This is a genomic window from Micromonospora sp. CA-263727 (assembly GCF_050942455.1).
GTDB lineage: Bacteria > Actinomycetota > Actinomycetes > Mycobacteriales > Micromonosporaceae > Micromonospora.
In genome coordinates this window covers 2,632,987-2,645,508 of the sequence record NZ_CP192031.1, presented here as the reverse complement: position 1 = coordinate 2,645,508, position 12,522 = coordinate 2,632,987, and the positions used below count along the sequence as shown (strand labels likewise).

The window sequence follows — 12,522 nt, the reverse complement described above, 5'->3', positions numbered from 1 at the left end:
TCCCCACTTCGCGCGTGCCGGCGGGCGTGCCGCCGGTGTGTCGGGTCGACGGGCCGGCGGGGCGGTACGGGCCACCCGGCCCGCACCGCCCGCACCGCCGACGGTCAGTTCGGGGCGAACACCAGATCCACCCAGTAGTTCGCGCTCGACGACGAGGACGGGAATCCGTCTCCGGGACCGTAACGGTAGGTCGCCCCGGTGGCCGGCACGGTCAACTGCCCGACAGTACGCGCGCTGGCCAGCCCGCCGCCGGTGACCGAGTACTGCCCGGCGGTGGTGTGGTACGAGATGACGTACTCCTGGCCGGCGCTGACCGGCACGACCTCGGGGAAGTACGCGGTCTGCCAGCCCGACGCGGTCTCGTCGGTGAAGGTCACCGTGCTCAGCCGGCCGCCCGTGGGAGACCAGAGCGACCCGGTGTGGGTGCCGGTGTTTCCCGGTCCCTTGTAGAACCGGACACCGTAGACCTCACCGTCCACGCCCGGGACGAACCGCATGCCCACCTCGACCGCGTCGTTGTCGTCCCAACTCGCCACCTGCGGGGTGTCGCTCGGGGCGAAGATCCCGTACGCCCCCGGCGGCGGCGAGCCCGGCTGTCCCGGCTGCGGGACCTCCTCGTCGGTCAGGAAGAGCGGATCCACCCAGTAGTTCGTCGAGGCGTAGGACTGGTTGGGGAAGCCGCTCGACCCGTAGCGGAACACGCCGTTGTTGCCGCCCGGCGCCACCAGCGGCCCGACCGTCCGGGTGCCGGAGAAGTACCCGTTGTCGCCCGGGTAGAAGCCGTTGGGCGCGAAGTAGGAGGCCACGTAGTTCGTCCCGGCCACCACGTCGACCGGACTGGCGAAGTACGCGGTGCGCCAGCCCACCGTGGTCGAGCTCGCCAGCGTGGCGGTGCCCAGCACCGCGCCGCCGGCGGACCAGAGCGTCACCGGATGGCTGCCGGTGTTGCCGGGCCCCTGGTAGAAGCGGATGCCCACCACCCGGCCGTCGACCCGGGGCCGGAACGTCACGCCCAGCTCCACCGCGTTGGCGTCGTTGTGTGCCGGCGTGGCCGGGACGGCGTCGGTGGCGAAGAGGGTGTGCAGGTCGCTGTCGAGCGTGGTGAAGAACGACCAGGTGGCCGTCCCGGACCGGCCCTCGGAGTCCTCGGCGGTGACCACGGCGGTGTAGCTCGTCGCCGAGTCCAGCGGCTCCGACGGGGTGAAGGTCACCTTCTTCAGGGCCCCGTTGTAGGCGGTGGCGCCGGCGACCGGGGTGCCACCCTTGGTCAGGGTGAAGGAGACCGTGTCGGGGTCGAGGGTCTTGGAGAAGATGGCCGAGGGCGTCGCCTCGACCGGGGCGTCTCCGGAGCCGTCCGTCGGGGTGGTGGAGGTGACCGCCGGCGGCAGGTCCTCGCTGACTGCGAAGGTGACGTCCACGTAGTAGTTGGCGGCCCCGTACGACTCGTTCGGGAAGCCGCCCGCGCCGCCGTACCGGAACAGGCCGTTGCCGTTGCCGGCGCCGGTGGCCGAGCGTGGCGCGGTGAGCGGGCCGCTGTCCCAGTCCCGGGTGAAGATCCAGTTGTCGGCGGCGTAGTTGCCGCTCGGCGCGAAGTACGACGCCACGTAGCTCTGCCCCTCGGTGACCGGCACGGGGGTGTCGAAGGTGAGGGTCTGCCAGCCGGTGGCCGTCTCGCCGGTGAAGGTCCCGCCGGCCAGCAGGTCGCCGGAGTTGGTCCAGAGCCGGCCGAGGTGGGTGCCGGTGTTGCCGGCGCCCTTGTAGAAACGGACTCCGGTGACGAAGCCGTCGGTCTGCGGGGTGAACCGGACGCCGAGTTCGACGGCGCTGTTCTCGTCCACCGCGGGGGTCTTCGGCACCCGCTGCCCGAAGAGTGTGTTCGGGCCGGTGAGCTGGAACTCCCGGGTCGCCGCGGTGCCGATGTTGACGCTGTCGTCGATGGCCCGGACCCGGACCACCTGGGTGCTCAGGCCCGCGGCGTGGAAGCTGTACGACCAGGAGGTGGTGCCGGTCGCCGGGTGCCAGCTGGCGCCGTCGTTGGTGGAGACCTCCACCCCGGCGACCCGGCCGCCGGAGTCGCTGGCGGTGCCGGTGAGCGTCACCTGGCTGCCCCGGGCCACCGTGGTGCCCGAGGCGGGCGTGGAGATGGTCACGGTCGGTGCCGTGCCGTCGGCCGACGCGGTGGCGGCCACCAGGCCGCTCATCAGGGTCGCCGGCTGGACGCCCATGTCGGCGAAGAGGTTGATCACGGCCTGCTGCATGCGGCTGTCGGTGGGGGCGCTCTGCCCGTCGTGCACCTCGTCCAGGCCCCAGGTGTACTGGATGGTGCCGGCCCCGAAGACCAGGGCACCGCTGGCGGCCCGGTACAGGGTGAGGTGGTGGGTGGTGGTGCCCGGTTCGACCTTGTTGCCGAAGTCCTGTAGCACCTGCGGCACCTCGCCGACGGTGGTGGAGAGCCGGATCAGGCCCGGCGGCCGGAAGCCGTTGTCCAAGTCCTCGTCGGATTCGTAGCCCACCGTGTGCGGGGCGAGGGTGGCGGTGGTGCCGGCGGCCAGCGAGGTGAGGTTGGTGTTGCGCCAGAGGCGGTACTTGCCCTCCTCCGCGCGCACGGTCAGCGCCAGGTCACCGTCGTTGACCATGAACATGGTGCCCATCAGCTCGTTCTCCGGGCGGCCACCACCGTCGGCCGGCAGGCTGAACCGGGGGTCGCGCCAGGTGCCGGTCCACTCGCTCGACGGGTCGATCTTCGCGTTGGCCCAGGTCTCCTTGTACGAGACCAGGGTGCGGTGGTCGGTGTCGGTGCCGTCCTTGCTCGGCTCCCAGCGGGTCTTCCAGTAGACCGAGTTGCCGCTGAAGAAGGCGAGGTGGGTGCCGGCGTCGCGGGCGGCCTCGACGTTGCTCCGCTGGGCGCCCGACCAGTACTCGTCGTGCCCGACGGAGAGGAAGACCTTGTGGTTCTTGATCAGTTGCCCACGCCGGTCGCTGTCCACATTGGTGGTGTAACTGACGTCGTACCCGTTTCGCTCCAGGAAGCGGATCATCGGGTACTCGGCGCCGAAGAGGAAGTCCCGCCGCTCCACGCTGTTGCGGGTGGCGAAGGGCCGGTTATAGCTGATCTTGTAAGCCCGGCCGACCGAGCCGCCGCCGGAGTAGAAGTCCGAGCCGCCGTACTTGTTGTAGGCGTGCCAGGTGGTGTCGGAGGTCTGGAAGAAGAGGTCCGAGGTGCTGCTGTCCTGACGGACGACGAAGGTGATGTGGCTGTCCCCGCCGGTGTCGGTGCGCTGCAACCGGGCGATGTACACCCCGGAGACGGCGGTCGACGGCACGTTCCAGGAGGCGGAGACCGCCCAGTTGCCGCAGTCGAAGAGCGCGGTGGCGGCCTCGGTGATGCACTCGGGCTGCGTCTGCGGCAACGACGCCGAGGGGGTGACGTCGGCGACCTTGCGGGCGCCGTTGCCGCCGTACCAGCCGAGCCGGTAGATGTCGATGGTGTACGCCGCAGCATCGGTTTTGATCTTGAAGTCGATGCGCTGGCCGGCGTTGACGCTGATGTCGGTCGCGAAGCCCTGGATCGACGGGTCGCCGCTGCCGTCGATGTCCCAGACCGAGGCGGGGGTGCCCGACTTGCTGTTCTCACAGACGACCGGGTTGACCACCGGGTCGCAGGGATCCGCCTGGGCGGAACCGGGGAGCACGAAGGCGCCCACCGCGACCGCCACGACGAGCGTGATCCCACCCGCCAACCGGCGCCTCACCCAGCGACCAGGCATTGTGGACCATAGCGACGCGACGCCGCGGCCGGCATACCGCCCCTGCTCTCCGTTCACGACGTTGCTCCCTCGGAAGTATCCCCACGCCAGCCTGTACCCAACGCCGCCAGGCTGCTACGGTCAGTACCGCTCGATCGACCGCCCTGAGCGGCCGGGTCATGGCCGGCACTGTTGTTACGCATCAGTTGCGGCGCAGCCTAACGCCCTGCCGCCACCAGGTGTCCTGCGACATCGGGCACTTCTCCGGTACGACCGGTCAGGCTTTTCCACCAGCGGCCCGGCTCGAACCGTCATGGGCCCAGGCGATCTGACCCGTTCGCCGCGCGCGACGGGCACGCCGCGCCGCCAGGAGGGTGATCGCGACGTAGCAGACGGCGGCCGGGGACAACCAGGGGGCGCGCAGCACGACATCGGTCAGCCAGGAGCTTTTGTGCGAACGGCGGACCCCGGGCAGCGTGTCGCGCAGGGCGGTGTTGCCGGCGCGGACCCGGACCAGGCGACGGATGAGGTCACCGGCGCGCATCGGCGCCGCCACCCGCACCGCCGTCGACGTGACGAGCAGCCGTTCCCGCTCGGTGAAGAGCGAGTCGAGGAAGAGATCGTCGGCGGTCTCGTCGGGAAACCGGCCGAACCTCGCCCGCCCCGGCCCGGAGAGGGCGATCACGCCCCGGCCGTAGAGGCCACCGACCACGGCGGGCAACCGGGAGTGGATGGCGTAGTAGGCGCGTACCGCCAGCGAGCGGCCGGTCAGCTCCATCCGTCGCACCGGCACCGCGGCCAGCGCGCCCACCCGCGCCAGCTCCCGGACCAGCGCGTCGATGCCGCCCTCGTCGAGGAGCACGTCGGCGTCGAGGTAGATGCGGGGAAAGCCGGTCGCGGCGGCGTCCCCGGCGTTGAGGGCCGCGGACTTGCCGGGCTCGGCCAGCTCGACCACGGTGACGCCCCGACGCCGGGCCACCGCGGCGGTGTCGTCCGTGCAGCCGTTCGGCACGACGACCACCTGCGTCGGGTCTTTGACGGCGGCGTTGCGCAGCACGCTGTCGAGGCAACGGTCGAGGACGGCGGCCTCGTTGTGCGCGGCGATGACGATGCTGGTCAATCTAGCCCCCGGACGCTGGAGGTACGGATGATGCGGGCGGGATGGGTCAACCGCCACACCGCGCCGCAGAGGCCCACGAAGAGGGCCAGGCTGATCGCGAAGGTCGTGTAGTACAGCGAGTCGAAGGTGCCGCCGACCACCACGGCGACCACCTGGGCGGAGACGAGGGCCATGCAGAGGTGCCGGTCCGCCTCCCGGGTGGCCCGGCGGAACGCGATCACGGCCAGCACGATGCTGACCACGTGCACCGCGAGCAGTGCGAACACGCCGACGATGCCGCCGGTCACCAGGGTGTAGAGCCACTGGTTGTCGAGGATGGTGTCGTGCACCGGGTGGTCGAGCAGCGTCCGGGGCCCGCGTCCCAGCCAGGGCCGCTGGTCGAAGAAGTGCCCCACCAGCTCGTAGTCGTTCGTCCGTCCCTCGATGCTCGGGTCGACCCCCACGTTCATGAACATCGACTTGATCGTGCCCAGCACACCCGGCTTGAGCAGCATGATCGCCATCACGGCCCCGGCGCCCAGGAACAGGAACGTGTACCGCAGCCGCCACGACCAGATCGGCACCATGATGACCAGGGCGAGCGCGAGCGCCACGATGCCGGTCCGGGAGATCGACATCGGGTTCGCCACCGCCGCGAGCATCGCGCACACCGCGGCCAGTCGCCGCTGGCCCTTGCGCGGCGCGAACCGGGCCACGTGGATGCCGAACGGCACCATCATCGCCATGACCGCGCTGTACTCGATGTAGTGCACGGTCGTCCCGGCCACCCGGAACTGGCCCTCGTCCCCGCGCTGCCCGAAGCCGGCCAGGCCGCCCTTGACCTCCAGGCCGGGGATCACCAGGTGCGCCGAGACGTCGTACTTGAAGACCGCCTGAACGATGCCGACGATCGCCATGAAGCCGGTGCACCAGACGGCCACCTGGAGCACCCGGTTGAGCCGGTCCCAGTTGCGGATCCCGTCGGCGGCGATGAGCGCGACGCCCAGGAACTGGAGCAGTTGCAACGTCGCGAAGTCCTGCGCGTTCGCCTCCTGGGTGGGCAGCCCGCGCATCAGCCCGGCCAGGTACGACAGGAGGTGGGCGACGAGGTAGAAGCAGAGCACCCAGCGGATCGGCTGTGGCCCGACCAGCAGCAGCGTCGGGTTGAGGCGGGCCAGGCACCACCACGCGAAGAGCAGCAACGCCACGAGCAGCGCCGGGCGGCCGGCGTAGGTCAGATTGGGCACGATCAGGGTGCCCGGCAGGACGTAGAGCAGCACGATGGTGATGCCGAGCAGCACCGAGACGTCCAGCCGGGAGCGGGTGCGACGGATGTTGTACGTGCCCTGCGTCAGGAGCGACGGTTCCAGATCGACCGGGTGGTACGCGGGCGCGGGCGCGGGCGCGCTCACTGCCGGTCGGCCCTGCTCCCGCGCGGCCAGTTGGCGGAGTGCGAGACGGGCAGCACGACGGTCGCGTCGGCGTCCGGCGGCGTCGGCGAGGGGCGGCGCGACTCGGCGTCGATGCGGGGGCCCGGCTGCGGCCCGGACCCGCTGCCGGTCGGCTGTCGAACCACCCGCGGTACGGCCGCGCCGGCGGCCGTCGGGCTGGGCGCCCGGCCCGGCGCGCTGACCACCTGGGTGGCCTCACCGTCGAAGGGCTTGGCCGGCGGGCGCGCGACGGCGGGCTGGCCGGCGGACGCCTCCGGGCTCGCCGCCGTGGCACCGGTCCCGGCCCGGCGGCGCGCCCGGCGGCGCAGCAGCGCGTCCACGGCGACGGTCACTCCCGCGGTGAGCAGCAGTCCGGCGCCGAGCGCGACGACCATCACCCGCATCACCTTGGAGTGCTGGACCTCGACCTCGCTGCCGTCGTCGAGCGCGAGCGTAGTGATCATGTCACTCTCCGCCACCCGCAGCGAGGTCTGCCGCTCGGCGACCGCCTCCGTGATCAGGGTGAGCATCCGCTCGGCGCTGGCGGTGGCCTGCTCCGGAGAGTCACCCACCGCCTCGATCTCGAAGAGTGGTACCCGGTCCATCGTGACGGTGACGTTGTCGGTCAGCCCCTCGTCCACCATCTGCTTGAGCACTGACTGACGCGTCACGTCGATCATGGCGGCGTTGCCCAGCGCCACGTAGCCGAGGTCGAACCACTGGTTCTTGATCGGCTTCTGCCGGCCGTCCGCTCCGGTGACCACCTGCGGCGGGATCAGCTGGATGTGGGCTTTGGCGCTGTAGTCCGGCTTGACGACCTGACTCGCGACCCCGACAAGCACGAGAACCGCCAGCAGGAGCGGCAGGGAGATATACCAGCGCCGGAAGAGCAGCTTGGTCATGTCCCAGAGGTCCACTACATCCCCTTGCTGAGGTTCAGGTGAGAAATGAGACGCACCGCACACGGTACGCCGGGACCAGCCGATGACTCGATGCTACGGGGCCCGCACAAGTGTCACCGCGCCAGCAATGCCTTGGCAAGAAAGAGCGAACACCCGGACGAAACTTGTATCTGGGGCGAAGATCACATTTTCCAACTTACTGATCAATCAGTCGCCGGGTTGACAGACGGCACAGTACCAACGGGGGATGTTCTGAGGACTCGATTCCACGATGGTGACGGGGCGAGCACCGGTCCCGCCGCCTACCCACGGTGACGGCCTGACCGGTCTCGCCGGGGCGGCGGCCGACCGGCCGCCGGAGGGGGCATCCATGGCAGCAGCACGGCCGCGGGCGGACAAGCACGCGGAAAACACCGCCAACCGGACGGCGCGACGGCCGCACGTCGCCATCGCCGTGGTCAACCTGCCGGTCGAACGGGACCGGCGGGTGATCCGGGAGTGCCTCGCCCTGGAGGGCGCCGGCTACCGCGTCACCGTGATCTGCCCGCGCGGCGAGAAGCGACTCCGTCTCCTGCCGGGCAGCCGGGACACCGCGATCCGTTCGTTCCGCCAGCCCTTCGCCGGCCGCGGCATCGTCTCCTTCGCCGCGGAGTTCGCCTGGGCGTTCCTCTGGGTCGCCTGGCACCTCGCCGTGCTGGTGGTCCGGCACCGGGTGGTGGCGGCGCAGGTCTGCAACCCGCCGGACGTCTTCTGGCCGCTGGCCCTGGCCATGCGGGCCACCGGCCGGGGCTGGATCTTCGACCACCACGACCTCAGCCCGGAGCTGTACGCCTGCAAGACCCCTGCTCCGCGACCCGCCGTCACCCGACTGCTCACCTGGTTCGAGCGGCTCTCCATGCGGTGCGCCACCGAGGTGCTCTCCACCAACGAGTCGTACCGGCAGATCGCGCTGACCCGCGGCGGCTGCGCCCCCGAGCGGGTGACCGTGGTCCGCAACGGGCCCGCCGCCAGCGAGATCGCCGCCCCGACCGACGCCGCCCCCGACGCCGACAGGCGGATCGTGTACGTCGGGGTGATCAACGAGCAGGACCACGTCGACCGCGCCGTCCTGGCCGCCGACCGGCTCGCCGCCCTGCGCGGACGCGACGGTTGGGAGATGGTCATCGCCGGTGACGGTGAGTGTCTGCCCACGCTGCGGGCCATGGTCGACGAGCGCGGGCTCGGCGACGTCGTCCGGTTCACCGGCTGGCTCCAGGCGCCCGAGGTCGACGAGTTGCTGCGCAGCGCCACCCTCGGCATCCAGCCGGACATCTTCAGCGACATGACCAATCTGTCCACAATGGCCAAAACGGTGGAATACATGGCGCGCGGCCTGCCGGTGGTCGCGGTCGACCTGCTGGAGACCCAGCGCACCGCCGGTGAGGCCGGGCGGTACGTCGCCACCGGCAGCGCGGACGAGTTCGCCAAGGCACTGGACGGGCTGCTCGACGACGAGCGGCAGCTGGCGACCATGCGGGCGATCGCCCGGGAACGGTTCACCTCCATGCTGGCCTGGGAGCACCAGGCCGCCGCGTACCTCGGTGTCTGGCGGCGGGTGGCCCCGCTGCCCGGCGACGCCGTGCCCGCGCCGCCCATCGACCGGACCGAGCCGGCCGCCTCCTCCGAGCACCCGTCATGATCGGTACCGCGACCCGGGCCGGGCGGGACTGGCTCGGGCGTCTCGGTCACGCCCGGGAACTACGCCGACGCACTCCCCCACCGCTGCGCTACGACCCGAACCGCCGCGGATCGGGGGTCGTCCACTACCTCAGCCCGGACGACAACAAGCCCAGCGGCGGCATCCGCAACCTCTACCGCCACGTGGACCTGCTCAACGAGTCGGGGATTCCCGCCACGGTGCTGCACTCCCGGCCGGGTTTCCGGGTCGACTGGTTCGGCAACGACACCCGGGTAACCGCCGCCGCCGACGTCACGCTCGGCCCGGCCGACCTGCTGGTGGTGCCCGAGTACTACGGTCCGGCGCTGCGCCGGCTGCCCGCGCCGGCCCGGAAGCTGGTCTTCAACCAGAACGCCTACCACACCTTCACCGAGCTGCCGTACGGCGACACCGCGGCCGGCGCACCGTACCGGGACTGCCCCGGCATCGAGGCGCTGGTCACGGTCTCCGAGGACAATGTCGCGCTGCTCCGCCACACCTTCCCGGGCCTCGACGTACGCCTGGCCCGGGTGGTGGTCGACGAGCAGCTCTTCCACCCGCCGGCCCGCCCGGCCGGCCGCCGGATCGGCCACATGCCCCGCCGCCGCGCCGACGAGCAGGAGCAACTGCTGCACATCCTGCGGGCCCGCGGCGCGCTCGCCGGCTGGGAACTCGTGCCGATCGACGGGCTGACCGAGGCGCAGACCGCCGAGGCGCTGCGCGGTTGCGCGGTCTTCCTCAGCTTCAGCGAGCGCGAGGGCTTCGGCCTGCCACCGGCCGAGGCGATGGCCAGCGGCGCCTACGTCGTCGGCTTCACCGGCCTCGGCGGGCGCGACTTCTTCGACCCCCGGTACTGCACGCCGGTGGCCGAGGGCGACCTGCTGGGCTACGCCGTCGCCGTCGAGCAGGCGCTGCGCCGCTACGAGGAGGATCCGGCGGCCCTGGTGTCGGCGGGGCAGGCGGCCGCCGAACGGATCCGCTCGCAGTACCACCCCGACGGCCTGCGCGCCGATCTCGCCGACATCTTCCGGACCTACCGCAGCCCTGCGGTGCCCGCCTGACCCGCCGAACCCGCCCGAGGAGCGCACCCTCCGTGACCACCGACCCGGTAGCCGGATCCGGCGACGTCGTCGCCGTCATCGTCGTCACCTACCACAGCGCCGCCGTCCTGCCGGGCCTGCTGGACTCGCTCGGCCCCGGGCTCGCCGGCCTGCGCTGGCACCTCACGGTGGCCGACAACGCCTCGACGGACGGCACCGCGGAGACCGTCCGGCGGCTGATGCCCGAGGCGCGCGTGGTGGAGACCGGCCGCAACGCCGGCTACTCGGCCGGCATCAACGCGGCCATCGCCGCCGCGGCCCCGTTCACCGCGGTCCTCGTCCTCAACCCGGACATCCGGCTCGCGCCGGGCTGCGGCCGGCACCTGCTCGACCTGCTGCACCGGGCCGGCGACGGCATCGTGGTGCCGGTGGTGACCATGGCCGACGGCAGCCCCGAGCACACCCTGCGGCGGGAGCCCACCGTGCTGCGCGCGCTCGGTGACGCGTTCCTCGGCGCCGAACGGGCCGGCCGGTTCCCGCTGCTCGGCGAGGTGGTCACCGACCCGGCCAGCTACCAGCGGGAATCGTCGTCGGACTGGGCCGTCGGCTCCGCTATGCTCATCGGCGAACGGTGCTGGGCGGCGTGCGCGCCGTGGGACGAGTCGTTCTTCCTCTACTCCGAGGAGACCGACTTCGCCCTGCGGGCCCGCGACGCCGGTTTTTCCACCCGGGTGGCCCCGGCCGCCCGGGCCACCCACATCGGTGGTGACTCGCGGGCGGCGCCCTGGCTGTGGCGGCTGCTGACCCTCAACAAGGTGCGCCTCTACCGACGCCGGCACGGACGGCTGGCCACCACCGGGTACTGGGCGGCGATCCTGCTGCGCGAACTCAGCCGGGCCGCCCTCGGCAGCCCGACCAGCCGGGCGGCGGCCACCGCCCTGCTCCGCCCGGCCACGCTGCGCGAGGTGCCCGGCCCGCCCACCGACCGCCCGGCCACGGCCGGCGTCACCGGGTAGAGCGCCAGATTCGGGCCGACCCGGCCGGCTCGCGGCGCGGCTGTGGAAGCCCGGAGAAACGCGGCGGTAGCGCGCCACCGAGCCACCCGATGGCCCGGAACACCAGCAATCCGGCACCGCAACCCGAGGGAGTTCAGACTTCAGCTGCGGGTACGGCCCAGCGGAGCCAGGCGGCCGCGTCGGCCGGCCGCGACGAGCATCGGGATCGCGATCAGCAGGCCCACGACGACCGGTACGACCGACGCCTCCAGCCCGAAATCACCGCCGGTCAGCAGCGTGGGCCCGGTCGGCCGGGTGACCAGCAGACCGTCGGCCGCATGGCCCGACACCGGGATGCCGAGCAGCCCCACCGCGGTGTTCCAGGCGAAGTGCAGCCCGACCACGAACCAGATGTTACGTCGCCACAAGAACGCCGCCCCTAGCAGAACACCGGCTTCGACGGCGATGGCGAGCGAACTCCACAGCGTCGCGGCCGGATTGGCCAGATGCAACAGCCCGAACAGCAGCGCGGTGCTCCCCAGCGCCACCCAACTGCCCGCCATCCGCTCTATCGCCTGCAGGAGCAGACCCCGGAACAGCAGTTCCTCGGTGACCGCCGCGCCCAAAGAGACCGCCGCCATGCTCGCCACGATCGACACCGGGTTGCCCTCCGCCCGGCTGAACAAGAACTCGGTCAACAACGCCAGGACCGACACACCGATGAAGAAGACACCGAACGCTGCGCCGAGCAGCAGCTGGGGTACGGCATGCCGGCCGGCGAGCTCAGGCGTGTCCCGCCGTGCGACGCGGCGCATCACCACCCGATAGACGGCGACCGCGACGGCCGCACCTACCAGACCGAGGATCGGCCCGCCAAGCGACAACATCGAGGCCGCCCCGACACCGGCAGCCCCCAGCAGCATCCAGACGAACGGCAGCCGCAGCGCGCGTTCGGCCCGCCCGGCCCGGCCCTCCGACTCCGGCCTCAACAGCGCGCTCAACCGATGCCTCCCGTCAAACAACGGCCCCGCCCAGTCCGCCGACCCACCGACAGACTTTAGACGGACGTCCGGTCCGGCGCGTCACCCGTGAGAGGACGTCCGGAGTAGCTCTCAAGGACGACCCCCGCACGCCGCCGGCACAGCACCCGGGCGATGCCCTGCCATGACCAGGCGAAGCTGGCAGGCGTTGACCGACGCGGGCGAACAGGCCGTCGTACCGGCGGGCTCCGTGCCGTTCCAGAAATGGCTGCCCTTACCGGGTCCGGACGATCGACTCGATCCACTGGCGGGCGCGGAGCAGGACTTTCTCAGCCGGTACAACTGGACTCAAGACGGTAATCGCCGGCTGCCGATCCTTCGTCGACATTGGCACCGTCCTCGGTTCTGGTACCAACACGACGGGTGTACGGGGCTTGGCGGCCGGCAGGAGGCCCGCCGGCTTGCCGAGAACTCCCTCAGAATCTACTCCCGCGACTACCCGGCCCGGGACGAGCAGTTCCACCGGGTCCGCCAGCTCCTGGACGGACTGTGACCGTCGGCCGTCCGGCCGGGCGCAGCTGCGGGAAGCCGACTCGGCCGTCGGCCAACGGGCTCCGCGTGATCCGCTGACTAC

The 12,522-nt window shown here is 71.5% G+C and carries 8 protein-coding genes and 1 pseudogene; 3 read left to right on the top strand and 6 right to left on the bottom strand.

All coding sequences use genetic code 11. The features are described 5' to 3' along the window. Positions 1 to 104: 104 nt before the first annotated feature. The 4 genes from ACQPYA_RS11965 to ACQPYA_RS11950 form a co-directional block, all read right to left on the bottom strand. On the bottom strand, positions 105 to 3,752 hold the full coding sequence (locus ACQPYA_RS11965; protein ID WP_433532673.1) for a DUF4082 domain-containing protein: 3,648 nt from the start codon (positions 3,750 to 3,752) through the stop codon (positions 105 to 107). 271 nt (positions 3,753 to 4,023) lie between these two features. Further along, on the bottom strand, positions 4,024 to 4,866 hold the full coding sequence (locus ACQPYA_RS11960; RefSeq protein ID WP_433532672.1) for a glycosyltransferase: 843 nt from the start codon (positions 4,864 to 4,866) through the stop codon (positions 4,024 to 4,026). Next, the gene (locus tag ACQPYA_RS11955) at positions 4,863 to 6,257 is read right to left on the bottom strand and encodes an O-antigen ligase family protein (protein ID WP_433532671.1); all 1,395 of its coding nucleotides are present in this window, start codon (positions 6,255 to 6,257) and stop codon (positions 4,863 to 4,865) included. The genes ACQPYA_RS11960 and ACQPYA_RS11955 overlap by 4 nt, the downstream gene beginning before the upstream one ends. After that, entirely contained in the window at positions 6,254 to 7,192 is a 939-nt protein-coding gene (locus ACQPYA_RS11950) for a hypothetical protein (RefSeq protein WP_433532670.1), read from the bottom strand. Before ACQPYA_RS11950 ends, ACQPYA_RS11955 begins: the two co-directional genes overlap by 4 nt. Before the next feature lie 355 nt (positions 7,193 to 7,547). Between ACQPYA_RS11950 and ACQPYA_RS11945 the strand changes: the two genes are divergently transcribed. From ACQPYA_RS11945 to ACQPYA_RS11935, 3 genes are read left to right on the top strand one after another with little or no spacing between them, the layout of a single operon-like run. Next, positions 7,548 to 8,855 carry a glycosyltransferase family 4 protein gene (locus ACQPYA_RS11945; RefSeq protein WP_433532669.1) on the top strand — a complete coding sequence of 436 codons (1,308 nt, stop codon included), beginning with the start codon at positions 7,548 to 7,550 and terminating at the stop codon, positions 8,853 to 8,855. Beyond that, a complete protein-coding gene (locus ACQPYA_RS11940) occupies positions 8,852 to 9,934 on the top strand; it encodes a hypothetical protein (RefSeq protein ID WP_433532668.1) in 1,083 nt (360 codons plus the stop codon). Before ACQPYA_RS11945 ends, ACQPYA_RS11940 begins: the two co-directional genes overlap by 4 nt. Positions 9,935 to 9,966: 32 nt before the next feature. Then, on the top strand, positions 9,967 to 10,929 hold the full coding sequence (locus ACQPYA_RS11935; RefSeq protein WP_433532667.1) for a glycosyltransferase: 963 nt from the start codon (positions 9,967 to 9,969) through the stop codon (positions 10,927 to 10,929). A 140-nt stretch (positions 10,930 to 11,069) separates the two neighbouring features. Here ACQPYA_RS11935 and ACQPYA_RS11930 read toward each other — a convergent pair whose 3' ends face one another. Together ACQPYA_RS11930 and ACQPYA_RS11925 are read right to left on the bottom strand one after the other, a co-directional pair. Next, the gene (locus ACQPYA_RS11930; protein WP_433532666.1) at positions 11,070 to 11,909 is read right to left on the bottom strand and encodes a lysostaphin resistance A-like protein; all 840 of its coding nucleotides are present in this window, start codon (positions 11,907 to 11,909) and stop codon (positions 11,070 to 11,072) included. Positions 11,910 to 12,084: 175 nt separating this feature from the next. Then, a pseudogene (locus ACQPYA_RS11925) lies at positions 12,085 to 12,237 on the bottom strand (IS982 family transposase); the annotation flags it as partial. Between the last annotated feature and the right edge of the window lie 285 nt (positions 12,238 to 12,522).

Bases quoted from the DNA above. Each gene is read 5' to 3' on its own strand.
- ACQPYA_RS11940 (WP_433532668.1), top strand. From the start codon at position 8,852: ATGATCGGTACCGCGACCCGGGCCGGGCGGGACTGGCTCGGGCGTCTC.
- ACQPYA_RS11945 (WP_433532669.1), top strand. From the start codon at position 7,548: ATGGCAGCAGCACGGCCGCGGGCGGACAAGCACGCGGAAAACACCGCC.